The organism is Streptomyces syringium (assembly GCF_017876625.1).
Taxonomy (GTDB): Bacteria; Actinomycetota; Actinomycetes; order Streptomycetales; family Streptomycetaceae; genus Streptomyces; species Streptomyces syringius.
The window spans coordinates 3,774,301-3,798,483 of record NZ_JAGIOH010000001.1 but is presented as its reverse complement, the minus strand read 5'-3'; the positions used below and the strand labels follow the sequence as shown (position 1 = coordinate 3,798,483).

Below are 24,183 nucleotides of genomic sequence, written 5' to 3'. Positions count from 1 at the left end.
GTGCGGAGGAAGGGGACACCCGCCCCTTTCGCCGCGGGACGTTGGTCCCGATTCCCCGCGTTTCGCCGGCCGGCCGGCCGGTCGGGCCGGTCGGACTGGGCGGACTGGGCGGGCCGGCCGGTCAGCGGGACTTCTCCGCCTGGAGCCGGGCCACGTAGGCGGCGGCCTGGGAGCGGCGCTCCATGCCCAGCTTGGAGAGCAGGCTGGAGACGTAGTTCTTGATCGTCTTCTCGGCGAGGTGCAGCCGCTCGCCGATGACGCGGTTGGTCAGGCCCTCGCCGATCAGATCCAGGATCCGGCGCTCCTGGTCGGTGAGGTTCGCGAGCCGGTCGTCGCCCTTGGGGTCCTTGCCGTCGCGCAGCCGCTCCAGCACCCGGGCGGTCGCGACCGGGTCCAGCAGGGATTTGCCGGCGGCCACGTCGCGCACCGCCGAGAGCAGTTCATTGCCGCGGATGGCTTTCAGGACATAGCCCGACGCGCCTGCCATGATCGCGTCAAACAGTGCTTCGTCGTCCGCGAACGACGTGAGCATCAAACATTTGATGTTTTCGTCCTGAGAACGGATCTCGCGGCATACTTCTACTCCGCTGCCATCCGGAAGGCGCACGTCCAGAACGGCCACATCCGGCCTGGTGGCGGGAATGCGCACGAGTGCGTCGGCGACCGTCCCGGCCTCGCCCACGACCTCGATGTCCTCCTCCACGGAGAGCATCTCGTGGACGCCCCGACGGACGACCTCATGGTCGTCGAGCAGAAATACCGTGATTTTTCGTTGTTCGGGCACACGATCAGTCTCACACATCGACTCTTCCCCTGCTCTTGTCCTCCGGGATAACGTGCGGTCGTTCCGGCAGTCCGCAGGGCTGTGCTCACAAGGCTGTGACCAGTAGCGGAACCCCGCTTTGCGTATTTACTTGGAAATCCAAGCAAAATCGCAGGTCAGTAGGGGTTTCGCAGGAATGCGGCCTTCTGGGTAACGTGCTTATTGCAGGCCTTTAGCCGGGGCGCCTGTCACGCCCGGTTCCGGCCTCGGCACACCCACCCCGTGTGCCGTCGGGGATCGAGCGAGCCTTCCCCTGTCTCACGGCGGGGGGACCCCCTCTGGCCGCCGGCGACCCCGGGGGCCGGACAGACGGAGGAGCACACGTGACCGTGGACAGCACTGCCGCGCGCAAGCCGCGACGCAGCAGCAGCAAGCGCGCCGGGAAGCCGGCCGCCTCGCCGGGGCAGCCGGAGCTCGTGCAACTGCTGACGCCCGAAGGCGTACGGGTCGAGCACCCGGATTACTCCATCGACCTGACGCCCGAGGAACTGCGCGGCCTGTACCGGGACATGGTGCTGACCCGCAGGTTCGACGCCGAGGCCACCACCTTGCAGCGGCAGGGCGAGCTGGGTCTGTGGGCCTCGCTGCTCGGCCAGGAGGCCGCGCAGATCGGCTCCGGCCGGGCCACCCGCCCCGACGACTACGTCTTCCCCACCTACCGCGAGCACGGCGTCGCCTGGTGCCGCGGGGTCGACCCGACCAATCTGCTGGGGATGTTCCGCGGGGTCAACCACGGCGGCTGGGACCCCAACGAGAACAACTTCCACCTCTACACCATCGTCATCGGCTCGCAGGCGCTGCACGCGACCGGTTACGCCATGGGCGTGGCCAAGGACGGCGCCGACTCCGCCGTGATCGCCTACTTCGGCGACGGCGCGTCCAGCCAGGGCGACGTCGCGGAGGCGTTCACCTTCTCGGCCGTCTACAACGCCCCGGTCGTCTTCTTCTGCCAGAACAACCAGTGGGCCATCTCCGAGCCCACCGAGCGGCAGACCCGCGTCCCGCTCTACCAGCGCGCCCAGGGCTACGGCTTCCCCGGCGTCCGCGTCGACGGCAATGACGTCCTCGCCGTCCTCGCCGTCACCAAGGCCGCCCTCGAGCGTGCCCGCACCGGCCAGGGGCCGATGCTCATCGAGGCCTTCACGTACCGCATGGGCGCCCACACCACCTCCGACGACCCGACGAAGTACCGCCGGGACGAGGAGCGCGAGCAGTGGGAGGCCAAGGACCCGATCCTGCGGCTGCGCGCCTACCTCGAGAGCGAGGGCAACGCCGACGAAACGTTCTTCGCCGGGCTGGAGACCGAGGCCGACGCCCTCGCCAAGCGGGTGCGCGACGCCGTCCGGAGCATGCCGGACCCCGACAACATGGCCATCTTCGAGAACATCTACGCCGACGGCCACGCCCTCGTCGACGAAGAGCGCGCCCAATTCGCCGCATACCAGGCGTCCTTCGCAGAGGAGAGCAACTGATCATGGCTGCCGAGAAGCTCTCCATCGTCAAGGCCATCAACGCCTCGCTGCGCACCGCCCTGGAGACCGACCCCAAGGTCCTGATCATGGGTGAGGACGTCGGCAAGCTCGGCGGCGTCTTCCGGGTCACCGACGGCCTGCAGAAGGACTTCGGCGAGGACCGGGTGATCGACACCCCGCTCGCCGAGTCCGGCATCGTCGGCACCGCGATCGGCCTGGCGCTGCGCGGCTACCGCCCCGTGGTGGAGATCCAGTTCGACGGGTTCGTCTTCCCCGCGTACGACCAGATCGTCACCCAGCTCGCCAAGATGCACGCCCGCGCGCTCGGCAAGATCAAGCTGCCGGTCGTCATCCGCATCCCCTACGGCGGTGCGATCGGCGCCGTCGAGCACCACAGCGAGTCCCCCGAGGCGCTCTTCGCGCACGTCCCGGGCCTCAAGTGCGTCTCCCCGTCGAACGCCGCCGACGCCTACTGGATGCTCCAGCAGGCCATCCAGAGCGACGACCCGGTCATCTTCTTCGAGCCCAAGCGCCGCTACCACGACCGCTCCGAGGTCGACACCGAGGCGATCCCCGGCCCGCTGCACGCCGCCCGCACCGCCCGCCCGGGCACGGACCTCACCCTCGCCGCCTACGGGCCGATGGTGAAGACCTGTCTGGAGGCCGCCGCGGCGGCCGAGGAGGAGGGCAAGTCCCTGGAGGTCCTGGACCTGCGCTCGATGTCGCCCATCGACTTCGACGCGATCCAGGCGTCCGTGGAGAAGACCCGCCGACTGGTGATCGTGCATGAGGCCCCGGTCTTCCTGGGCACCGGCTCCGAGATCGCCGCCCGGATCACCGAGCGCTGCTTCTACCACCTGGAGGCCCCCGTCCTGCGGGTCGGCGGCTACCACGCTCCCTATCCGCCGTCGCGTCTCGAGGACGAGTACCTTCCGGGCCTGGACCGGGTACTCGACGCCGTAGACCGCGCGTTGGCGTACTGAGGGCCGAGGAGAGTCGTGACGATGACTGCAAGCACTGCCAACGACCAGCGCTTCCGCGAGTTCAAGATGCCCGACGTGGGCGAGGGGCTCACCGAGGCCGAGATCCTCAAGTGGTACGTGGCCGTCGGGGACACCGTCTCCGACGGGCAGGTGGTCTGCGAGGTCGAGACCGCCAAGGCCGCCGTCGAGCTGCCGATCCCCTTCGACGGAGTGGTGCACGAGCTGCGCTTCGGCGAGGGCGTGACGGTGGACGTCGGCACCGCGATCATTTCGGTCGACACCCAGCCCGGTGCGGGCCCGGCCGAGCCCGCCGCCCCGGCGGAGCCCGCCGCGGCGCCCGTGGCCGAGCCCGAGCCGGAGCCGCAGGGCCGCCAGGCCGTGCTGGTCGGCTACGGCGCCGCGCCGTCCTCGACCAAGCGCCGCGCCCGCAAGGCACAGCCCGCGCCGGTGCAGCAGCACATGGCCGCCGCGATCCAGGCGGAGATGAACGGCCACGCGGCCCCGACGACTGCCCCGGCGCCCGCCGCGCCTGTCGCGACTGCCGCACCCGTGGAGACCGCCGGCCGGCCCCTGGCCAAGCCGCCGGTCCGCAAGCTCGCCAAGGACCTCGGCGTCGACCTCGCGACGGTCGTCCCGACCGGCACGGACGGCATCGTGACCCGCGAGGACGTCCACGCGGCCGTGGCCGCGCGCACGGCACCGGCCCCGGTCACGGAGGAGCCGGCGGCCCCCGCCGCGCCCGCCCCGGCCCTCGCGGCCGTTCCCGCCGCTCCGGCCGACCTCGCCGCCCGCGAGACCCGGATCCCGGTCAAGGGCGTACGGAAGGCCACCGCCCAGGCGATGGTCGCGAGCGCCTTCACCGCGCCGCACGTCACGGAGTTCGTCACCGTCGATGTCACCCGCACGATGAAGCTCGTCCAGCAGCTCAAGACCGACCCCGACATGGCCGGGCTGCGCGTCAACCCGCTGCTGCTCGTCGCGAAGGCGCTGCTCGTCGCGATCAAGCGCAACCCGGACGTCAACGCGACCTGGGACGAGGCCAACCAGGAGATCGTCCGCAAGGACTACGTGAACCTCGGCATCGCCGCGGCCACCCCGCGCGGTCTGATCGTCCCGAACATCAAGGACGCCGGGGCCAAGACCCTTCCCCAGCTGTCCGCGGCGCTCGGCGAGCTGATCTCCACGGCCCGCGAGGGGAAGACCAGCCCGGCGGACATGTCCGGCGGCACGGTCACCATCACCAACGTCGGCGTCTTCGGCGTCGACACCGGCACGCCCATCCTCAACCCGGGCGAGTCCGCGATCCTGGCGTTCGGCGCGGTCAAGCTCCAGCCCTGGGTCCACAAGGGCAAGGTCAAGCCCCGCCAGGTCACCACCCTGGCGCTGTCCTTCGACCACCGCCTGGTCGACGGGGAACTCGGCTCCAAGGTCCTCGCGGACGTGGCCGCCGTTCTGGAGAACCCCAAGCGCCTGATCACCTGGGGCTGACCCACGCGCGCGTGCCTGTTCGAAAGCCGCTTCGAAAAGCCCCTTCGGAAGCCCCTGAACAGGACGAAGGGCCCGGACGCTCCCTCCTCACCCCCCTCCAGCGAGGAGAGAGCGGCGTCCGGGCCCTCTGCCCGTATGCGGAGCGGCCTCGGGATATACCACCCCTGGCAGAGGGTGGAATGGCCCGTGCTGCGCAATTTACTTAAGATTGACCAACACTTGCAGTGTCGGAATTTGGAGGACGCGTGAACCGCGTCGACGGCGAGTCCATCAGCCGCCTGCTGCGCGCCTGGCGGTCCCGCGTCGACGCCCGGACCGTCCCCGAACTGCGCGGCCTTTACCCCCGCCCCGGCCGCCGGCTCTCCCAGGCGCACGTGGCCCGGATGACCGGGGTGAGCGAAGGCTGGTACCGCGCCCTGGAGGCGGGCCGCCGCCAGGACTTCTCCGAGAGCTTCCTGCTCCGCGTCGCGCAGGCGCTGCGCCTCAGCGAGGCCGAGACCCTGACCCTCTTCCTCGCCGTCTGCGGCCGCCGCCCGCCCGGCCTGCTCGCCCCCGATCCCACGGACCTGCCCCGCGGCGTCCAGGCCCTGCTCGAACAGCAGGTCTCCTACCCCGCCTACCTCTCCGACGTCGCCTGGAACGTCGTCGCCGCCAACCCCCTGATGGGCGAGTGGTTCCCCTGGGTCCTGCGCCCCGGCGCGAACCTCATGCGCTGGACCCTGCTGGACCCCGAGGCCCGCGAGCAGATGCTCGACTGGGAGGACAGCTGCGCCCGCATCTACCTCGCCATGCTCCGCGTGGCCGCCAACAGCAACCCGGACAACGCCGAACTGCGCACCCTCGTCCGCGACATCCTCGAAGCCGATGCCGACTGCCGCCGCATATGGTCCGAGGAATCCGACGTCGTCGAGCACCGCGACGGCCACGTCTTCCGGCTGCGCCTGCCGTACCACGGCAACGCGGAAATCCGCGTGACCACCCACGTCCTCCTCCCCATACAGCGCCCGGACCTGCGCTTCGTCTTCATCACCCCCATGGACGGCTGGGCCGGGGTGTAAGTGGTGTCGGGCCGTCATGCGGCTGTCCGCATCGCGAAACGCCACTCCCCACGCATACCTGTTGTATCTATGCTGTGCGCATGTCAGCCACCGCCACCGTCAAGCGTCCTGCCGCCGACCGCGTGTACGCGCATGTGAAGGACGCCGTGCTGCAGCGGCGGTACGAGGGCGGGACGCTGCTGACCGAGGGGGACCTGGCCGGTGAGGTGGGCGTCTCGCGGACTCCGGTGCGGGAGGCGCTGCTCAGACTCGAGGCCGAGGGGCTGCTCAAGCTCTACCCGAAGAAGGGGGCGTTGGTGCTGGCCGTGTCCGCGCAGGAGATCGCGGACGTGGTGGAGACCCGGCTGCTGGTGGAGAAGCACGCGGCCGGGAAGGCCGTGCCCGCCCCGCCCGCGCTGCTCGCCCGGCTGGAGGAGCTCGTCGAGGACATGCGGCGGCAGGCCGCGGCCGGGGACCTCGCCGCGGTGTCCGTCAGCGACCGGGCCTTCCACGCCGAGATCGTGCGCAGCGCGGGCAACCAGATCCTCGCGCGGCTGTACGACCAGCTCCGCGACCGGCAGTTGCGGATGGGCGTCGCCGTGATGCACGCCCACCCCGACCGGATCGCGAAGAACATCGCCGAGCACACCGAGATCCTCGAAGCGCTGCGCGCCGGGGACGCGGAGGCGGCCATCGGCATCGTCGACCAGCACGTCAGCTGGGTGCGGAACCTGGCACAGGGCCACGAACGATGACAGGGGGAGAGGCGATGAGCGGGGGTTCCACCGGGCTGCCCGGCGACCCACCCGGCGGGCGGCGGGCGATGGCCGTCTGGGGGCTGGGCGTCGGGGTCTACTTCGTCGCGATCGTCTTCCGCACCAGCCTCGGTGTGGCCGGCATCGACGCCGCCGAGCGGTTCCACATCAACGCGTCCGCCCTGTCGACGTTCTCCATACTCCAGCTGCTGGTCTACGCCGGCATGCAGATACCCGTCGGCCTGATGGTCGACCGGCTCGGCACGAAGAAGGTGCTGGCGCTCGGCGTCGTGCTCTTCACCGCCGGGCAGTTCGCGTTCGCGCTCTCCCACTCGTACGGCATGGCCCTCGCCAGCCGCGGGCTGCTCGGGTGCGGTGACGCGATGACGTTCATCAGCGTGCTGCGGCTCGGCGCGCGATGGCTCCCCGCCCGGCACGGGCCGATGATCGCGCAGGTCGCGGCGCTGTTCGGGATGGCGGGCAATCTGATCTCGACCCTGCTGCTCGCGCGGCTGCTGCACAGCGCGGGCTGGACGACGACGTTCGCGGGCAGCGCGACGGCCGGCGTGGTGGTCCTCGTCCTGCTGCTGCTCTTCCTCAAGGACCACCCCGAGGGCTACGCACCCGTGCCTCCCTCCCATGCGGGCAGCGGGTTCGTCCGGCAGCAGATCGTCCGCGCCTGGCGGGAGCCGGGGACGCGGCTGGGGATGTGGGTGCACTTCACCACCGGCTTCCCGGCGATGGTCTTCCTGCTGCTGTGGGGGATGCCCTATCTCGTCGAGGCGCAGGGCCTGAGCCGCGGCACCGCGGGCGCCCTGCTCACCCTCGTCGTGCTGTCGAACATGGCCATCGGCCTCGTCTACGGCCAGATCATCGGCCGCCACCGGGCCGCCCGGCTGCCGCTCGCCCTCGGCACCGTCGCCGCGACCGCCCTGCTGTGGGCGTCGACCGTCGTCTGGCCCGGCACGCACGCCCCGATGTGGCTGCTGATCGCGGAGTGCGTGGTCCTCGGCGCCTGCGGACCGGCCTCGATGATCGGCTTCGACTTCGCCCGCCCCGCCAACCCGCCCGAGCGCCAGGGCACGGCCTCGGGCATCGTGAACATGGGCGGGTTCGTCGCCTGCATGACCACCCTGCTGGCCGTGGGCCTGCTGCTGGACGCCACCGGCGGCAACTACCGGGTCGCCTTCGCGTCCGTGTTCGTGCTGGAGGCGCTCGGCCTGTCCCAGATCCTGCGGCTGCGCACAAGGGCGCAGCGGCGGGAACGGGAGCGGGTGGTGGCGTCGCGGGTGGAGACGGTCCACGTGCCGGTCTGACGTGGCACCGGCCGGCTCACGGCGTGCGCGGGCTCACGGCGTGACGGCGAACTCCCGGAGGATCGCCGCCGCCAGCCCCCGCTCGCCCTCGACCTTCACCCGGTCCGCCACCGCCTCCGGCCGGACCCGTCCGCACGCCAGCCGGGCGTACGTCTCCCAGTCCAGCGCGAGCGTCGCCGTCGGCCCCAGCGACACACTGCTGTCGATCGCCCCCCTGCCCTGCGCGTCGATCCGCACCGTCCGCAGGAACTCCAGCGGCCCGTGCACGTCGAAGACGACCGCCGACCCCGCCGGGGCGCCCGCGTCCATCGCGACGACCTTGGGCAGGGCGAGGAGCAGGAAGTCACGGGTGAGGGCCGCGCCCGGGGAGTCGAGGTTGCCGGGCTTGCCCAGGGCGCGCCGCAGGTCCTGCTCGTGCGTCCACACGTCGAAGGCCCTTATCGTGAGCGCCCGTTCCAGCGTCTGCTCGTTGCCACTGCCCAGCGGCCAGCGGACCGGCGCCTGCGGGGAGCGCGTCTCGTTGCGCAGCTGCCGCGAGCGCCGGATGATCGTGTACTCCAGCTCGGACGTCATCTCCAGCGCCGTGTGGCAGCGCCGCACATCGACCTGCACCTCGATGTACCGCGAGAACTCGTCGGTCACGTGGTAGAGATCGCGCGGCAGCGTGTGCATCGGCCGTGGCTCGCCCAGCATTTCGCACTCGACGCCGATGACGTGCGAGACCACGTCGCGCACGGACCACCCGGGGCATTCGGTGGCCCGGTTCCATTCGCTCTCCGCGAGCGGTCTCACCAACTCGTTGATGGCCTCGATGGAATGGGTCCAGGCGTCGATGGCGGGCTGGAGGCTTGGGTGGACGGTCACGGGACCCCTCGGGCGGTGCGGTACGTACGCGGACTGACTGCTCGGATGGGCTGCGCTGCTACTGCCGTGCTGCTACTGGAGTTCGGTTAAGTGCTGTATGGGTTCTACGCAGTTAAGTTACGCTGCGCACGGGCGCCCCGGCAGGGCTTTCGACGACGAACGCGTGCCGCGCCGACGGTTCGAATGCTGAGAGTGGTGGTACTGTGCGCGCCTCTTTGATCCAGATCGGTGTGGACCCGGACGAGCCGGTCGCCGAGCGCCGGACGCGAGTGGCGTCCCTCGTGCGCGAGCAGCGCGGCAGCGACCTCGTGGTGCTGCCCGAGCTGTGGACCGTGGGCGCCTTCGCGTACGAGTCCTTCGCCGAGGAGGCCGAACCGCTGGACGGCCCCACGGCCGAGGCCATGGCGGCCGCCGCCTGGGACACCGGTGTCTGGCTGCACGCGGGCTCGATCGTCGAGCGCGCTGCGCCCGACAGCGGCTCCGCCGCGGGCGACGGCCCGCTCTACAACACCTCCCTCGTCTTCTCGCCCAACGGCGACCTCGTCCGCACCTACCGCAAGATCCACCGCTTCGGCTTCGACAAGGGCGAGGCCGTCATGATGGCCCCCGGCTCCGAGGTCGTCACCGTGCCGCTGCCGCAGACCACCCTCGGCCTCGCGACCTGCTACGACCTGCGCTTCCCCGAGCTGTTCCGCGCGCTCGTCGACGCGGGCGCGCAGACTCTGGTCGTCCCCGCGGGCTGGCCGGCGCGGCGCCGCGAGCACTGGACGCTGTTCGCCAAGGCACGGGCCGTGGAGAACCAGTCGTACGTCCTCGCCTGCGACACCGCCGGCACCCACGCGGGCGTCGAGCAGGCCGGGCACAGCATCGTGGTCGACCCCTGGGGCGAGGTCCTGGCCGAGGCGGGCCCGGGCGAGGAGATCCTCACCGTCGAGCTGGACACCGCCCGCGTCGCCAAGGTCCGCGACGACTTCCCGGCCCTGAAGGACCGGGTCCTGGGCCGGAAGTAGCCCGCCCAGGGCCCTCCCGGCCCGGCAGGAATACCCGCAGCGACCGGTGATGTTGGATAGGGGCATGGCCCCACACGCACGCGTCCGCGCCCCCGAACTCATCGGAAAGGGCGGCTGGCTGAACACCGGCGGCACCGCCCTGACCCTGGCTGCCCTGCGAGGACGCATTGTCATCCTCGACTTCTGGACGTTTTGCTGTGTGAACTGCCTGCACGTCCTCGACGAGCTGCGCGAGCTGGAGGAGAAGCACCGCGACACCGTCGTGATCATCGGTGTGCACTCGCCGAAGTTCGTCCACGAGGCCGAGCACCAGGCCGTCGTCGACGCCGTCGAGCGCTACGAGGTGCACCACCCCGTCCTGGACGACCCCGAGCTCGCCACCTGGAAGCAGTACGCCGTGCGGGCCTGGCCCACGCTCGTCGTCATCGACCCCGAGGGCTACGTCGTCGCCCAGCACGCGGGCGAGGGCCACGCCCACGCCCTGGAGCAGCTCGTCGGCGAGCTGGAGGCCCAGCACGCGGCCAAGGGCACCCTGCGGCGCGGCGACGGCCCGTACGTCGCCCCCGAGCCGGTCGCGACCGATCTGCGCTTCCCCGGCAAGGCCGTGCTGCTGCCCGGCGGCACCTTCCTCGTCTCGGACTCCACCCGCCACCAGCTCGTCGAGCTGGCCGCGGACGGCGAGAGCGTCGTCGCGCGCGTCGGCTCCGGCGAGCGCGGCTTCGGCCCCGACGGCTTCAGTGAGCCGCAGGGCCTGGCGCTGCTCCCCGACGGCACGGTCGCCGTCGCCGACACCGTCAACCACGCCCTGCGCGCGTACGACCCCGCCACTGGCGCCGTCACCACCCTCGCGGGCACCGGCCGCCAGTGGATGCAGGGCCGCCCCACCTCCGGCCCCGCCACCGAGGTGGACCTCTCCTCCCCCTGGGACGTGGCCTGGTTCGCGGACCGGCTGTGGATCGCCATGGCCGGCGTGCACCAGCTGTGGACGTACGACCCGGCCACCGGCGCCGTCGAGGTCGCGGCCGGTACGACGAACGAGGGGCTGGTCGACGGACCGGCGCCCGAGGCGTGGTTCGCGCAGCCGTCCGGGCTGGCCGCGACCGAGGACCGGCTGTGGGTCGCGGACTCGGAGACCAGCGCCCTGCGGTACGTCGAGCGGGACGGCGAGGGGTTCGCGGTCCGCACCGCCGTCGGCACGGGGCTCTTCGACTTCGGCCACCGGGACGGCGAGGCCGCTCAGGCCCTCTTCCAGCACCCGCTCGGGGTGACGGCCCTGCCCGACGGCTCGGTGGCCGTCTCCGACACCTACAACCACGCCCTGCGCCGCTACGACCCGGCGACCGGCGAGGTCACCACCCTCGCGACGGACCTGCGGGAACCGTCGGACGCGGTCCTCGCCGGCGACGACATCGTGGTCGTGGAGTCCGCCCGGCACCGGCTCACGCGGCTGCGGCTGCCGGAGGAGGCGGTCCGGGTCGAGTCCGTCGCGCACCGCACCCAGCGGGCGGCGACCGACGTCGCGCCCGGGCGGCTGCGGCTGGACGTCGTCTTCCAGGCCCCGACGGGCCAGAAGCTGGACACCCGCTACGGGCCCTCGACCCGTCTCCTCGTGAGCTCGACCCCGCCGGAACTCCTGGCGGAGGGCTCGGGCACCGGCACGGACCTGGGCCGTGACCTGGTGCTGGCGGACGGGGTGACCGAGGGCGTCCTGCACGTCTCCGCGATGGCCGCCTCCTGCGACTACGACCCGGAGAACGAGTACCCCGCCTGCCACATGCACCAGCAGGACTGGGGGGTGCCGGTGCGCGTCGTGCCCGGCGGCGCCGAACGGCTGCCGCTGGTGCTGGCGGGCCTGGACGCGTAAGCGGCCGGGAAGCGGTCAGCGGCTCAAGAGCGCCGGGGATCAGCGCGTGTAGCGGTGCTCCTCCTCGACGACGGGCGCGGCCGGGGGCGGCGGCTGCGTCCTGCGTCGCTGGAAGATGCTGACGTAGGCGCAGACGCCGAGGATGCCCACGGCCATCAGGATCAGGCCGAGCAGGGTGACGTTCACGCCGTCCATGTGCCAGTCCACGGCGAAGGTGAGGATGGCCCCCACCGCGATCAGTCCGATGCAGCCGCCCATACCCATGGCGATCGCCTCCGATGTCGATTTGGCCGTTCCGGTTCGCTGGGGTGCGGGTACCCCGGACCGGACCGGCCAATCAACGCCGGGCCGCTACCACTTGAGCGCGGCGGCCTGACTGCTCTGCCAGTACGTCCCCTGGGCCTGGTCGTCGACGTGCACGGAACCGCCGGGCAGCGGGGCGTCCACCTTGTCGCCGACGCTGCTGCCGTCACCCGGCCCCTGGAAGGACACGGCGAGCTTCTTGGCCTTGCGGCCGGTGCCGCCCGAGCCGTCGGCGGCGGAGGTGACGATGCCCGCGTAGGCGGACTTGCCCGGGGCGAGGGTGACGGGCGCCTGCGGGCGGCTCTTGTCGATCACGGGGGTCGTGGCCTGGTCCTGGTCGAACCGCAGGAACGGATACCCGTGCGCGGTGCAGGCCGACTTCGAGGTGTTCGTGGCCACCACCAGGAGGTGGTTGACGGGCGTGCTGACGGCCTTGACCTCGACCTTCACGGTGCCGGAGGCACAGACGCCGGGCGCGGCGCTCTTGCCCTTGTCGCTGCTGCCGGCCGCGGAGCCGCTCTCGCCGCCCTTGGCCTCCGCCGCCGCTTCCTCGTCCTTGGCGGGCGACGCGGTGCCGGCCGGGCCGGACTTGTCGGCCTTGTCGGAGGCGGAGCCCGCGTCGTCTCCGCCACCACCACAGGCGGTGAGGGTCAGGGCGACCGTGGCGCCGATCGCGGCGACGGCTACGCGGGTACGCGTGCGGGTGGTGACGGACATGCTGTTTCCCCCGATGGGACGGTTGACGGGTCGGTACGGCCCGATCTTCCCACCACGGGTGTGCACCACCGCTGCGCGGCGGTGTCCTCAAGCGCCGGACGGGCTTGTTCAAGCCCGTCCGGCGCTTGAGGACGCGCCCGCAGGGCGCCCGCCGTGAAGGCCTCAGCCCTCCAGGAAGGCGGTCAGCGCGCTCGCCAGCAGATGCGGGTCGTCCGCCCCGCACAGCTCGCGCGCCGAGTGCATGGAGAGGATCGCGACGCCGATGTCGACCGTGGTGATGCCGTGCCGGGCGGCCGTGATGGGCCCGATGGTGGTGCCGCAGGGCATCGCGTTGTTGGAGACGAAGTGCTGCCAGGGCACGCCCGCCCGCTCGGCCGCGGCAGCGAAGACGGCCCGGCCGCTGCCGTCGGTCGCGTACCGCTGGTTGACGTTGACCTTCAGGATCGGGCCGCCGTTGGGCATCGGGTGGTGGCCCGGGTCGTGGCGCTCGGAGTAGTTGGGGTGCACGGCGTGGCCGGTGTCGGAGGACAGACAGACCGTGCCGGCGAAGGCGCGCGACTTGTCCTCGAACGAACCGCCGCGGGCGAAGACGGACCGCTCCAGGACATTGCCCAGCAGGGGACCTTCGGCGCCGGTGTCGGACTGGCTGCCGTTCTCCTCGTGGTCGAACGCGGCGAGCACCGGGATGTACGGCAGGCTCGCGGACGCGCACGCCGTGGTGAGCGCGGCGATGCCGGCGTGCACGGACAGCAGGTTGTCCATCCGGGGGCCGGCGAGCAGCTCCTGGTCGCGCCCCAGGTAGGCGGGGGCCTCGACGCTGTGGACCATCAGGTCCCAGCCGGTGACGTCCCCGGCCGCGACGCCCGCCTCCTCGGCGACGAAGCGGATGAGGTCGCCCTCATCCGGGTCGCCCAGGCCCCAGATCGGGGTCATGTGGCGCTGCTTGTCGAGCTTGAGGCCCTCGGAGTTCACCGACCGGTCGAGGTGCACGGCGAGCTGCGGCACACGCAGCAGCGGCCGGTCCACGTTGACGAGGTGGTGGCTGCCGTCCCGCAGGGTGATCCGGCCGGAGAGGCCGAGGTCGCGGTCGAGCCAGGTGTTGAGCAGCGTCCCGCCGTAGAGCTCCACGGCGATCTGCCGCCAGCCGTGCGAACCGGTGTCCGGCAGCGGCTTGACGCGCAGGTTCGGCGAGTCGGTGTGCGCGCCGATGATCCGGAACGGGGTGGCCGTGGTCGCCCCGTCCGGCACGTACCAGGCGATGATGGCCCCGCCGCGCGTCACGTACTTGCCGCCGGTCGACGCGTCCCACGCGTCCGTCTCCGCGACCTGACGGAAGCCCGCCTTCTCCAGCCGCTCGGCGGTGTTGGCCACCGCGTGGTACGGCGAGGGGCTCGCCGCGAGGAAGGTCATCAGGTCGTCGGTGTGGCCGCGGTCGAAGCGGTGCGCAGAGCTCATGGCCTCAGGATAAGGATCAGGGCAAGTGATCGGGGGGTCTTGCGCGGTTGATGCGCGACGAGGCGAAAGGCCCGCCTCCCAAGGGGAAGCGGGCCTCTCACATGACGGGATCAATCCCTGGACCGGACCTCAGAACGCGGCCTCGTCCAGCTCCATCAGGGAGTTGTCGACGGACTCGGCGAGCGAGCGCTCGACGGAGACGCCGGGCAGGACGTTGTGGGCGAAGAACTTCGCCGCCGCGATCTTGCCCTCGTAGAAGGCCTTGTCCTTCGAGGAGGCGGAGCCGAGCTTCTCGGCGGCCACCGCGGCGCCCTTGAGCAGCAGGTAACCGATGACGACGTCACCGGAGGCCATCAGCAGACGGGTGGAGTTGAGGCCGACCTTGTAGATGGACTTGACGTTCTTCTCGGTCGCGGCGAGGTCGGTCAGCATCGCGCCGACGATCCCCTCCAGGTCGACCGCGGCCTTGGCGAGCTGGTCGCGGGCGGCGGCCAGGTCCTCGCCGCCGGCGGCCTCGGCGAGGAACTTCTTGATCTCCTCGGAGAGGGTGGTCAGCGCCTGGCCCTGGTCGCGGACGATCTTCCGGAAGAAGAAGTCCTGGCCCTGGATGGCCGTGGTGCCCTCGTACAGCGTGTCGATCTTGGCGTCACGGATGTACTGCTCGATCGGGTACTCCTGGAGGTACCCGGAGCCGCCGAACGTCTGGAGCGACTGCGCCAGCTGCTCGTAGGACTTCTCCGAGCCGTAGCCCTTGACGATGGGCAGCAGCAGGTCGTTGAGACCGTGCAGCGCCTTGGCCTCCTTCAGGGAGGCCTCGTCGCCCGCGTGCTCCTTGACCAGGATCTCGTCCTGGACGGCGGCGGTGTAGAGGACGAGGGCGCGCATGCCCTCGACGTACGCCTTCTGCGTCATCAGCGAGCGGCGGACGTCGGGGTGGTGCGTGATGGTGACCTTGGGGGCGGCCTTGTCCATGAAGTTGGCCAGGTCCGGACCCTGCACGCGCTCCTTGGCGTACTCCAGCGCGTTGAGGTAGCCGGTGGAGAGGGTGGCGATGGCCTTCGTGCCGACCATCATCCGGGCGAACTCGATGATCATGAACATCTGGCGGATGCCGTCGTGCTTCTCGCCGACGAGCCAGCCCTTGGCGGGGTGCTTGTCGCCGAAGGTCATCTCGCAGGTGTTGGACGCCTTGAGGCCCATCTTGTGCTCGACGTTGGTGGCGTAGACGCCGTTGCGCGCGCCCAGCTCACCGGTCTCGAAGTCGAACTCGAACTTCGGCACGAGGAAGAGCGACAGACCCTTGGTGCCCGGGCCGTGGCCCTCGGGGCGGGCCAGCACGTAGTGGAAGATGTTCTCCGCCATGTCGTGCTCACCGGAGGTGATGAAGCGCTTCACGCCCTCGATGTGCCAGGAGCCGTCCTCCTGCTTGACGGCCTTGGTGCGGCCGGCACCGACGTCCGAACCGGCGTCCGGCTCGGTCAGCACCATGGTGGAGCCCCACTGCTTGTCCACCGCGAGCTTGGCGATGCGCTTCTGCTCCTCGGTGCCCTCCTCGTAGAGCACGCCCGCGAAGGCGGGGCCGGAGGAGTACATCCAGATCGCCGGGTTGGCACCCAGGATGGTCTCGGCGAAGCCCCAGAGCAGGGAGCGCGGCGCGATGGTGCCGCCGATGCCCTCCGGGATGCCGAGACGCCACCACTCGGCGTCCATGTAGGCCTGGTAGCTCTTCTTGAAACTGGCCGGAACCGGAGCGGTGTTGGTCTCCGGGTCGAAGACCGGCGGGTTGCGGTCGGCGTCCACGAAGGAATCGGCCAGCTCGTTCTCCGAGAGGCGCGCGATCTCCGACAGGACGCTCTTGGCGGTCTCGACGTCCATCTCCGCGAACGGGCCGGTGCCGTACAGCTTGTCGCGGCCGAGAACCTCGAAGAGGTTGAACTCGATGTCGCGGAGATTCGACTTGTAGTGGCCCATGACAACGGCTCCGTAAGGGTGGGAGGTGGATCCTCAACAACTACCGGGCAGTAATTTCCATGATGCTACCGGTCGGTAATAAGACGCAACCCCTGATCGCCCAACTGTGACTGAGTACGCTTTGGGCCATGTACGGCTACGACCAGAACGTGGGCACACAGGGCTACGCCCCGCCGCAGCAGTCCGGCGGCTACGGCGAGCAGCCGCTTTACCCCGAGCCGTCCCCGCCGTCGCTGGCCGACGCGGTGCGGGCCTTCACCACGGGCTCGATGTCCGCCGAGGACTTCCAGATCATCTTCTCGACCTCGAAGGTCTACTGCCCGCGCGGTGACACGCCGGGCTTCCTCGCCCTGCACAACACCCAGCAGCCGGTGATCCCGATGTTCACCTCGCTCAAGGAGCTGCGGCGGTACGCGGGCAAGGAGTCCAAGTACTTCGTGATCACAGGTGCCGAGGTCATCGATCTGCTGCCCACCGGCTACGGCTTCGTGCTGGACATGGAGGGCGACCACCGGATGGTCTTCGACGCGAAGGCCGTCGAGCAGATGGTCGACTTCGCGATGCGCCGCATGTACGGGTGACCTGGCCGGGCCGTGGCGTGTGCACCTCCGCTGCGCGGCGGTGTCCTCAACCGCCGGGCGGGCTGAAATCAGCCCGCCGGGGGCACCGGTGCGGTGGCTATCCCGTCGCCCGACGGTAGAGCTTTTCGATGGCGTCGCCGAAGTACGAGCTGTACGACGTCTCGTCGTCGCCGCCGCCCTGGAAGCCGCCCAGGACGCCGTTGACCGTGCCCAGGCCCGTGGCCGGGTCGATGTCGGTGAGGATGGGGCCGCCGCTGGTGCCGTTGGGCAGGCCGTGGCACTCGAAGCGCAGCTGGGTGGGGCCGCGGGTGCCGGTGGTGTTCTGGCAGGCGAGGGGGCGCTCCTCGCCGATGGGGTAGCCGATCACCCGGGCCGGGCGGTCCGGCTCGGGGCGGAAGCGGATGCGCTCGGCGCCGGTGACCCGCTCGATGGGGGTGTCGTCGCCCACCCGGCGGACCCGCAGGAACGCCACGTCGTGGTCCTGGTCGCCGCGTTCCGCCCACTCGGGGGAGATGTCGATGGACGTGGGGACCCAGACGCCGTAGGGCGCCCGGCCGTCCTGGTAGCCGGGGACGAAGGCGATGTCGGTGCGGAATTCGCGCTGGTAGACGCAGTGGGCGGCGGTGGCGATCAGATCGCCCCTCGGGCTGTGGACGACGCTGGCGCTGCAGCTGTGGTCCGGTTCGCCCTCGCCCGTGTAGAACAGCGGGCCCACGGCCGGCGAGGGGTCGCTCTCGCGGGCCTCCAGCGGCTTCGAGGCGGGCAGCGGGTCGCTGCCGGAGCCGACGGCCGCGGGTGCGGGCACGGGGGGCTTCGCCGGGGTGCGGACCACCGACCGCATCGCCTCGGCGCTCTCGTCGCCCAGGGCCCTCGGCTCCTCGAAGTGCCCGTCGGCGTCGCCCGAGGCCAGGGGTGCGTCCGAGGCCTGGCCACGGCTCGCCATCAGCAGGCCGATCACGATCAGGGCCAGGACGGCGGCGATCAGAACGGCTATCCCGGCGGGACCCGAGGCGTAGCCGCGGTCGGTGGCTTTCAGGCGCATTCACCCAGTGTCCACGTTCGAATGATGTTCGCGCCGGAGGCGCGCGCCCGGCGTGTGGCCGGGAGTGCGGCCTTCGGCTGCTTCCGGGAATGCGGGCGCCCTTGCAGGTTGTTCATCCTTCAACTAACTTGAAGGCGTCGCAACCGAGGAGGCTGTCATGCCCGCAGTAACCGTAGAGAACCCGCTGACCCTGCCCCGCGTGGCCGCCCCGGCCGACGGCCGGCAGCGGCCGGTGCTGCACGTCGCGACCGCGCCGAGCGGTTTCGAGGGCGAGGGCTTCCCCGTCCGCAGGGCCTTCGCGGGCATCAATTACCAGTACCTCGACCCGTTCATCATGATGGACCAGATGGGTGAGGTGGACTACGGACCGGGTGAGCCGAAGGGCACGCCCTGGCACCCCCACCGCGGCTTCGAGACGGTCACCTATCTGATCGACGGCACCTTCGTGCACCAGGACTCGCACGGTGGCGGCGGCACGATCAACGACGGTGACACCCAGTGGATGACCGCCGGGTCCGGCCTGCTGCACATCGAGGCCCCGCCGGAGTCCCTCGTCGTCAGCGGCGGGCTCTTCCACGGCCTCCAGCTGTGGGTGAACCTGCCGAAGGCCGACAAGATGATGGCCCCCCGCTACCAGGACATCGGCGGCGGCAAGGTCAAGCTGCTCACCTCGGCCGACGGCGGCGCGCTGCTGCGGCTGATCGCGGGCAGCATCGACGGCCACGAGGGCCCGGGCATCACCCACACGCCGATCACGATGACGCACATCTCCCTCAACCCGGGCGCGGAGCTCACCCTGCCCTGGCGGCCGGACTTCAACGCCCTCGCGTACGCGCTCTCCGGGAGCGGTTCGGCGGGCGCCGAGCGGCGGCCGTTCCGGATGGGGCAGTCCGTGGTCTTCGGCAACGGCGACTCGATCACGGTCCGGGCGGACGACAAGCAGGACACCCGCGGCCCGAACTTCGAGTTCGTCCTGCTCGGCGGGCAGCCGATCCGGGAGCCGATGATGCACTACGGCCCGTTCGTCATGAACACCCACGCGGAGCTGGCGCAGGCCTTCGAGGACTACCAGGCCGGCCGTCTCGGCACGGTGCCGGCTGACGCCGTTTAGTCAGCTGACCCGCCGTTTCGTCCTCAATCGCCGGACGGGCGCGAAAAACCCCTCACCCACCCGGACCCGGTCACCGAGCTCTCAGCGCATCACCGTGATGCGCTGAGCCCGTGCCGACCGAATCGGAGCTCAAGCCGCTGCTGCCCCGTGCCGTGCGCAAGCTGGCGGCCTGGTGCGTGGTCCTGCTGCTGGTCGCCGGGGTCGCCGCTGTCGGCGTGTGGCTGTGCGTCCAGCTGAAGGCGGTGGTCACGCCCGTACTGCTCGCGCTGCTCGGCACGGCGCTGCTCGGGCCCGTGCACCGGCGGCTGCTCGCGACGGGCGTGCGGCGCTCGTTCGCGGCGGCGCTGACGTGCCTGCTGCTGCTCGCGGTCGTCGGCGGCACCGGCTATGTCGTGGGCAGTGCGCTGATCGACACCGGCGACCAGATCATCGCCTCGGTCCGGGAAGCCGCCCGGCAGCTCGCGGACCACTTCGGCGCCGCCGGCACCTCGCTCGACCAGCTGGCGCGCAACGGCAAGGAACTGGTGGGCAAGTTCGGCAGCACGGCCGCCTCCGGCGTGCTGTCCGGGCTCAGCGTCGTCGGGGAGATGATCGCCCTCGCCGTGCTGGCCCTCTTCCTGACCTTCTTCTTCCTGCGCGACTCCGACAAGGCCGCCATCACGGTGCACGCCCTCGCCCCGGGGGACTCCGGTCCCCGTCTGGAGGCGATGGGACGGCGCGGGTACCGGGCGATCGAGGGGTTCATGCGCGGCACCACGCTCATCGCGCTGATCGACGCGGCGTGCATCATGGCCGGGCTGCTGATCCTGCGGGTGCCGGGTGCGGCGGGCCTCGGCGCGCTGGTCTTCGTCACCGCGTACATCCCCTACCTGGGCGCGTTCCTGTCCGGCGCGGTCGCGGTCCTGGTGGCGCTGGCCGACCGGGGCCCGGGCATCGCCCTGTGGGTACTGGGGGTCGTGCTGGCCGTACAGGTGCTGGAGGGGCATGTGCTCCAGCCGATGATCCAGAGCCGTACGGTGCAGATGCATCCGGCGACGGTCATGCTGACGATCACGGCGGGTGCGAGCGTCGCGGGGATCCTCGGCATGCTGCTGGCCGTGCCGCTGACGGCGGCGGCCTTCGGCGTCGTCTCGGAGCTGCGCGCGCACTATGCCTCGAACGGCGGTGCGGTGGGCGGCACGGAGGTCCGGGACGTGTAGCCACGCCCCCACCCTCACGTCACTTCCGCGAGCCCCTCCGGGGTCAGCAGCGTTCCGTGCGTCCCCGAGGCCCCGGACGCCTCGAACAGCTCGAACCAGATGTTCTTGCCCTCGCCCCGGGGGTCGACGCCCCATGCGCTGGCGAGCAGTTCCATCAGCACCAGGCCGCGTCCGGAGGACGCCATCTCGCCCGGGTGGCGGCGGTGCGGCAGCTCGTCGCTGCCGTCCTCGACCTCGACGCGCAGACAGCGTTCGCCCTGCTCGCCCGTTATCTCCGCGACCAGCAGAGCGTCCCCGTCCGTGTGGACCAGGACGTTGGTGACCATCTCGGAGACCATCAGCACCGCCGAGTCGATCTGGTCCGCGTCGCGCCAGTCGTGCATGAGCTCGCCGAGCTGGTGCCGGCACTCGGCGATGCGCTCCGGTTCGGCCTGGGCGATGGTCAGGACCATGCGGCGGGCCGGGTGCGGGAGCGTGACGAGGCCGGTCCCGACGGGGGCGGGGGCCTCCCGGGAGAGCAGGAGCACGGCGATGTCGTCCTCGCGCCGGTCGACCAGGGGGCCGGTGGTGTAGTGGGAGGGCGGGCCGTGGACGGCCTGGACGAGGGCGTCGGCGAGCTGTTCGAGATCGCCGGCACCCTCGTTCCGGCCGTCCAGCGGGTAGCCCTCGATGACCTCGCGCAGCCTGCTCCAGCCGGTCTCCAGATCATGGCCGCCGGTCTCGATGAGCCCGTCCGTGCAGACCATCATCGTCTCGCCGGGTTCGAGGACGAGCCGGGTGGTGGGGTAGTCCGTGTCGGCGACGATGCCGAGCGGCAGACCGCCCGCCGTGGGCCGGACGAGCACCGTGCCGTCGCTGAGGCGGATCGCGGGCTCGGGGTGCCCGGCGCGGGCGATGTCGAGGAGCCCGGTGGCGGGGTCCACCTCGATGTAGAGGCAGGTGGCGAAGCGGGGGTCGGTGTCCTCGGACTCGGTGTCGTTGATGCCCGAGAGGAAGCGCGAGGCCCGGGAGAGGACCGCGTCCGGGTGGTGGCCCTCGGAGGCGTACGCGCGCAGCGCGATCCGCAGTTGCCCCATCAGCCCCGCGGCCCGCACGTCGTGGCCCTGGACGTCCCCGATGACCAGGGCGATCCGCCCCGAGGGCAGCGGGATCATGTCGTACCAGTCGCCGCCCACCTCCAGCCCGCCGCCCGTCGGTACGTACCGGGCGGCCACCTTCATGCCCGGGATGTCCGGCTGGACGGTCGGCATCATCGAGCGCTGGAGGCCGACGGTCAGCTCGCGCTCCGACTCGTGGAGGCTGGCCCGGCCGAGGGCCTGGGCGAGCATCCGGGCGACGGTGGTGAGCACGGACCGCTCGTCGGGGGTGAAGCTGACCGGGATGGAGAACCCGGCCATCCAGGCGCCGATCGAGTGACCCGCGTTGATCAGCGGCAGGAAGGCCCAGGACTGGCGGCCGAAATGCGCGACCTGCTTCCAGGCCTCGGGAAAGCGGCGCTCGTAGTCCTCGGGGCTGGGCAGATAGATCGCGCGGCCGGTGCGGATGACCTCGGCGGCCGGGTAGGCCGCGTCCATCGGCAGGTCCAGGAAGGGTTCCGCCTCGCCCGGGCCGTAGCCCTGGTGGCCGATGACCTTGACCCGGTTGCCCTCGGCGCTGAAGACCGCCAGTCCCGACGGTACGAAGCCGGGCATCGACAGGCCCGCCGCGACCCGCAGCACCTCGGCCGTCGACCGGGCCTCGGCCAGCGCCCGGCCCGCGTCCAGCAGGAAGGCCTCGCGGTTGCGCCGCCAGTCGCCGGTGACCTGGGCCCGGACGGCGGAGGTGCCGGGCTGGGCCTCGGGGACCTCCTGAACGGTCCCGACCAGCATGTAGTCCTTCTCGCCCGCCACCGGCCGGGAGCGGCTGCGCACCGTCCGCAGCACCCGGCCCACGTCGTCGACCACGCGCAGCCGGGCCTCGGCGAGGGTGCCCTCGGCCACGGCCAGATTGATGATGCCCATGATCTCGACCCAGTCCACGGCGTGGAACCGGGCGCGGGCGGCCGACTCGGTCAGCTCGACGCGCTCCGCCGGCAGGCCCAGGAGACGGGCGGCCTCGGCGTCGAAGGTGGCGATGCGCGAGGCGTTGTCCCAGTGCCACAGGCCGGTCGCCACGGCTGCCAGTACGTCCTCGGTGCGCATTGCCCCACTTTAAGCGGGTCCGCCAGCTTTATGCAGGTCTGAGAATGGGCGACGACCGAGGGCAGGTGGGGCAGTACCCTTGCACACGTGCTGTGTGCACGCTAACCCAGTGCAACGCCAGCTTCGATCAACCCCCTCGACCAACGACTTGGATGAACGATGCATCGGTACCGGTCCCACACCTGCGGCGAGCTCCGTGCGGCTGACGTCGACACCGACGTGCGACTGAGCGGCTGGCTGCACAATCGGCGCGACCTGGGCGGCATCCTCTTCATCGATCTGCGCGACCACCACGGTCTGGTGCAGCTCGTCGCCCGTCCGGGCACCGCGGCGAACGAGGCCCTGAGCCACCTCACCAAGGAGACCGTCGTCCGCATCGACGGCAAGGTCGTCGGCCGGGGCGCGGACAACGTCAACCCCGAGCTGCCCACCGGCGAGATCGAGGTCGAGGTCGCCGCGGTCGAGGTGCTGGGCACCGCCGAGCCGCTGCCCTTCACGATCAACACCGACGACGGGGTGAACGAGGAGCGGCGCCTGGAGTACCGCTTCCTGGACCTCCGCCGCGAGCGCATGCACCGCAACATCATGCTGCGCTCCGCCGTCATCGCCTCGATGCGCCAGAAGATGACTTCCCTCGGCTTCAACGAGATGGCGACCCCGATCCTGTCCGCCACCTCCCCCGAGGGCGCGCGCGACTTCCTGGTCCCCTCCCGGCTGCACGCCGGCAAGTTCTACGCCCTGCCGCAGGCGCCCCAGCAGTTCAAGCAGCTGCTGATGATCGCGGGCTTCGACCGCTACTTCCAGATCGCGCCCTGCTTCCGCGACGAGGACGCCCGCGCGGACCGCTCGCCGGGCGAGTTCTACCAGCTCGACGTCGAGATGTCCTTCGTCGAGCAGGAGGACGTCTTCCAGGTCATCGAGAAGGTCATGACCGACCTCTTCGAGGAGTTCGGCAACGGCCGCCACGTCACCTCTCCCTTCCCGCGGATCCCCTTCCGCGAGGCGATGCTGAAGTACGGCTCCGACAAGCCGGACCTGCGCGCCCAGCTGGAGCTGGTCGACGTCTCCGGCGTCTTCGCCGAGAGCGGCTTCAAGGCCTTCGCCGGCAAGCACGTCCGCGCGCTGGCCGTGCCGGACACCGCGGGCCAGTCCCGCAAGTTCTTCGACGGCCTCGGCGAGTACGCCGTGGAGCAGGGTGCCAAGGGTCTGGCCTGGGTCCGGGTGGGCGAGGACAACGCTCTGTCGGGTCCGATCGCCAAGTTCCTCACCGAGGACGACACCAAGGCCCTCACCGAGGCCCTGGACCTGGCCCCCGGCCACGCCGTCTTCTTCGGCGCGGGCGAGTTCGACGAGGTCTCCAAGATCATGGGCGCGGTCCGCGTCGAGGCCGCCAAGCGCGCCGGCCACTTCGAGGAGAACGTCTTCCGCTTCTGCTGGATCGTCGACTTCCCGATGTTCGAGAAGAACGAGGACACCGGCGCGATCGAGTTCTCGCACAACCCCTTCTCCATGCCGCAGGGCGGCCTGGAGGCGCTGAACACGATGGACCCGCTGGACATCCTGGCCTGGCAGTACGACATCGTCTGCAACGGCACCGAGCTGTCCTCCGGCGCCATCCGCAACCACGAGCCCGAGGTCATGTACAAGGCCTTCGAGATCGCCGGTTACTCCAACGAGGACGTCGAGCGCGAGTTCGGCGGCATGCTGCGCGCGTTCAAGTTCGGCGCCCCGCCGCACGGCGGCATCGCCCCGGGCGTCGACCGCATCGTGATGCTGCTGGCCGACGAGCCCAACATCCGCGAGACCATCGCCTTCCCGCTCAACGGCAACGCCCAGGACCTGCTCATGGGTGCCCCGAGCGAGGTGGACGAGTCCCGCATGAAGGAGCTCCACCTGTCGCTGCGCAAGCCGCAGGTGAAGGACGCGAAGTAGCCGCCTTGCCCGGACAGGGCCCAGGTGGGCACAGACGAGGGGCCCGGAACCGCCGATGTGGTTCCGGGCCCCTCGTCCGT

Annotated in this window: 20 protein-coding genes; 12 read left to right on the top strand and 8 right to left on the bottom strand. The window is 70.9% G+C overall.

Annotated elements, in window-relative coordinates:
• Positions 1–121: 121 nt before the first annotated feature.
• On the bottom strand, positions 122–784 hold the full coding sequence (locus JO379_RS16755; protein WP_130878657.1) for a response regulator: 663 nt from the start codon (positions 782–784) through the stop codon (positions 122–124).
• Positions 785–1,146: 362 nt separating this feature from the next.
• Between JO379_RS16755 and pdhA the strand changes: the two genes are divergently transcribed.
• The 6 genes from pdhA to JO379_RS16725 all read left to right on the top strand — a co-directional run bounded on the left by pdhA (position 1,147) and on the right by JO379_RS16725 (position 7,874).
• The gene (pdhA, locus tag JO379_RS16750; protein ID WP_130878658.1) at positions 1,147–2,295 is read left to right on the top strand and encodes a pyruvate dehydrogenase (acetyl-transferring) E1 component subunit alpha; all 1,149 of its coding nucleotides are present in this window, start codon (positions 1,147–1,149) and stop codon (positions 2,293–2,295) included.
• Positions 2,296–2,297: 2 nt separating this feature from the next.
• Positions 2,298–3,278 (top strand): alpha-ketoacid dehydrogenase subunit beta, encoded by a 981-nt coding sequence (locus JO379_RS16745; protein WP_130878659.1) that lies wholly within the window; start codon positions 2,298–2,300, stop codon positions 3,276–3,278.
• Positions 3,279–3,299: 21 nt separating this feature from the next.
• A complete protein-coding gene (locus JO379_RS16740) occupies positions 3,300–4,766 on the top strand; it encodes a dihydrolipoamide acetyltransferase family protein (protein ID WP_209515562.1) in 1,467 nt (488 codons plus the stop codon).
• Positions 4,767–5,011: 245 nt separating this feature from the next.
• Positions 5,012–5,824 (top strand): helix-turn-helix transcriptional regulator, encoded by an 813-nt coding sequence (locus tag JO379_RS16735; RefSeq protein WP_165451562.1) that lies wholly within the window; start codon positions 5,012–5,014, stop codon positions 5,822–5,824.
• Positions 5,825–5,904: 80 nt separating this feature from the next.
• Entirely contained in the window at positions 5,905–6,558 is a 654-nt protein-coding gene (locus tag JO379_RS16730) for a GntR family transcriptional regulator (RefSeq protein ID WP_130878662.1), read from the top strand.
• Positions 6,559–6,572: 14 nt separating this feature from the next.
• On the top strand, positions 6,573–7,874 hold the full coding sequence (locus JO379_RS16725) for an MFS transporter (RefSeq protein ID WP_130878663.1): 1,302 nt from the start codon (positions 6,573–6,575) through the stop codon (positions 7,872–7,874).
• A 33-nt stretch (positions 7,875–7,907) separates the two neighbouring features.
• Here JO379_RS16725 and JO379_RS16720 read toward each other — a convergent pair whose 3' ends face one another.
• Positions 7,908–8,738 (bottom strand): maleylpyruvate isomerase family mycothiol-dependent enzyme, encoded by an 831-nt coding sequence (locus JO379_RS16720; RefSeq protein WP_130878664.1) that lies wholly within the window; start codon positions 8,736–8,738, stop codon positions 7,908–7,910.
• A 203-nt stretch (positions 8,739–8,941) separates the two neighbouring features.
• Between JO379_RS16720 and JO379_RS16715 the strand changes: the two genes are divergently transcribed.
• Together JO379_RS16715 and JO379_RS16710 are read left to right on the top strand one after the other, a co-directional pair.
• Positions 8,942–9,748: a carbon-nitrogen family hydrolase gene (locus JO379_RS16715; protein WP_130878665.1), complete on the top strand. Its 807-nt coding sequence runs from the start codon at positions 8,942–8,944 to the stop codon at positions 9,746–9,748.
• A gap of 64 nt (positions 9,749–9,812) precedes the next feature.
• Positions 9,813–11,612 (top strand): NHL domain-containing thioredoxin family protein, encoded by a 1,800-nt coding sequence (locus JO379_RS16710; protein ID WP_209515560.1) that lies wholly within the window; start codon positions 9,813–9,815, stop codon positions 11,610–11,612.
• 39 nt (positions 11,613–11,651) lie between these two features.
• Here the strand turns inward: JO379_RS16710 and JO379_RS16705 are convergent, their stop codons facing one another.
• The 4 genes from JO379_RS16705 to JO379_RS16690 form a co-directional block, all read right to left on the bottom strand.
• Positions 11,652–11,876: a DUF6458 family protein gene (locus JO379_RS16705; RefSeq protein ID WP_130878667.1), complete on the bottom strand. Its 225-nt coding sequence runs from the start codon at positions 11,874–11,876 to the stop codon at positions 11,652–11,654.
• Positions 11,877–11,963: 87 nt separating this feature from the next.
• Positions 11,964–12,632, bottom strand: a complete 669-nt coding sequence (locus tag JO379_RS16700; protein ID WP_130878668.1) for a DUF4232 domain-containing protein — start codon at positions 12,630–12,632, stop codon at positions 11,964–11,966.
• Between the two features lie 162 nt (positions 12,633–12,794).
• Positions 12,795–14,087 (bottom strand): M18 family aminopeptidase, encoded by a 1,293-nt coding sequence (locus JO379_RS16695; protein ID WP_130878669.1) that lies wholly within the window; start codon positions 14,085–14,087, stop codon positions 12,795–12,797.
• Positions 14,088–14,216: 129 nt separating this feature from the next.
• A complete protein-coding gene (locus tag JO379_RS16690; RefSeq protein WP_209515558.1) occupies positions 14,217–16,058 on the bottom strand; it encodes an acyl-CoA dehydrogenase in 1,842 nt (613 codons plus the stop codon).
• A 128-nt stretch (positions 16,059–16,186) separates the two neighbouring features.
• Between JO379_RS16690 and JO379_RS16685 the strand changes: the two genes are divergently transcribed.
• Entirely contained in the window at positions 16,187–16,639 is a 453-nt protein-coding gene (locus JO379_RS16685) for an SseB family protein (RefSeq protein WP_130878671.1), read from the top strand.
• A gap of 97 nt (positions 16,640–16,736) precedes the next feature.
• Here the strand turns inward: JO379_RS16685 and JO379_RS16680 are convergent, their stop codons facing one another.
• Positions 16,737–17,681 (bottom strand): trypsin-like serine peptidase, encoded by a 945-nt coding sequence (locus tag JO379_RS16680; RefSeq protein WP_209515556.1) that lies wholly within the window; start codon positions 17,679–17,681, stop codon positions 16,737–16,739.
• A gap of 157 nt (positions 17,682–17,838) precedes the next feature.
• Here JO379_RS16680 and JO379_RS16675 point away from each other — a divergent pair, with 157 nt between their 5' ends.
• Both JO379_RS16675 and JO379_RS16670 read left to right on the top strand, forming a co-directional pair.
• Positions 17,839–18,792: a pirin family protein gene (locus JO379_RS16675; protein WP_130878673.1), complete on the top strand. Its 954-nt coding sequence runs from the start codon at positions 17,839–17,841 to the stop codon at positions 18,790–18,792.
• A gap of 110 nt (positions 18,793–18,902) precedes the next feature.
• A complete protein-coding gene (locus JO379_RS16670) occupies positions 18,903–19,991 on the top strand; it encodes an AI-2E family transporter (RefSeq protein ID WP_130878674.1) in 1,089 nt (362 codons plus the stop codon).
• Between the two features lie 14 nt (positions 19,992–20,005).
• Here JO379_RS16670 and JO379_RS16665 read toward each other — a convergent pair whose 3' ends face one another.
• Positions 20,006–22,171, bottom strand: a complete 2,166-nt coding sequence (locus JO379_RS16665; RefSeq protein ID WP_130878675.1) for an ATP-binding SpoIIE family protein phosphatase — start codon at positions 22,169–22,171, stop codon at positions 20,006–20,008.
• Positions 22,172–22,330: 159 nt separating this feature from the next.
• Between JO379_RS16665 and aspS the strand changes: the two genes are divergently transcribed.
• Entirely contained in the window at positions 22,331–24,103 is a 1,773-nt protein-coding gene (aspS, locus tag JO379_RS16660) for an aspartate--tRNA ligase (protein ID WP_130878676.1), read from the top strand.
• The last annotated feature ends 80 nt before the right edge of the window (positions 24,104–24,183 follow it).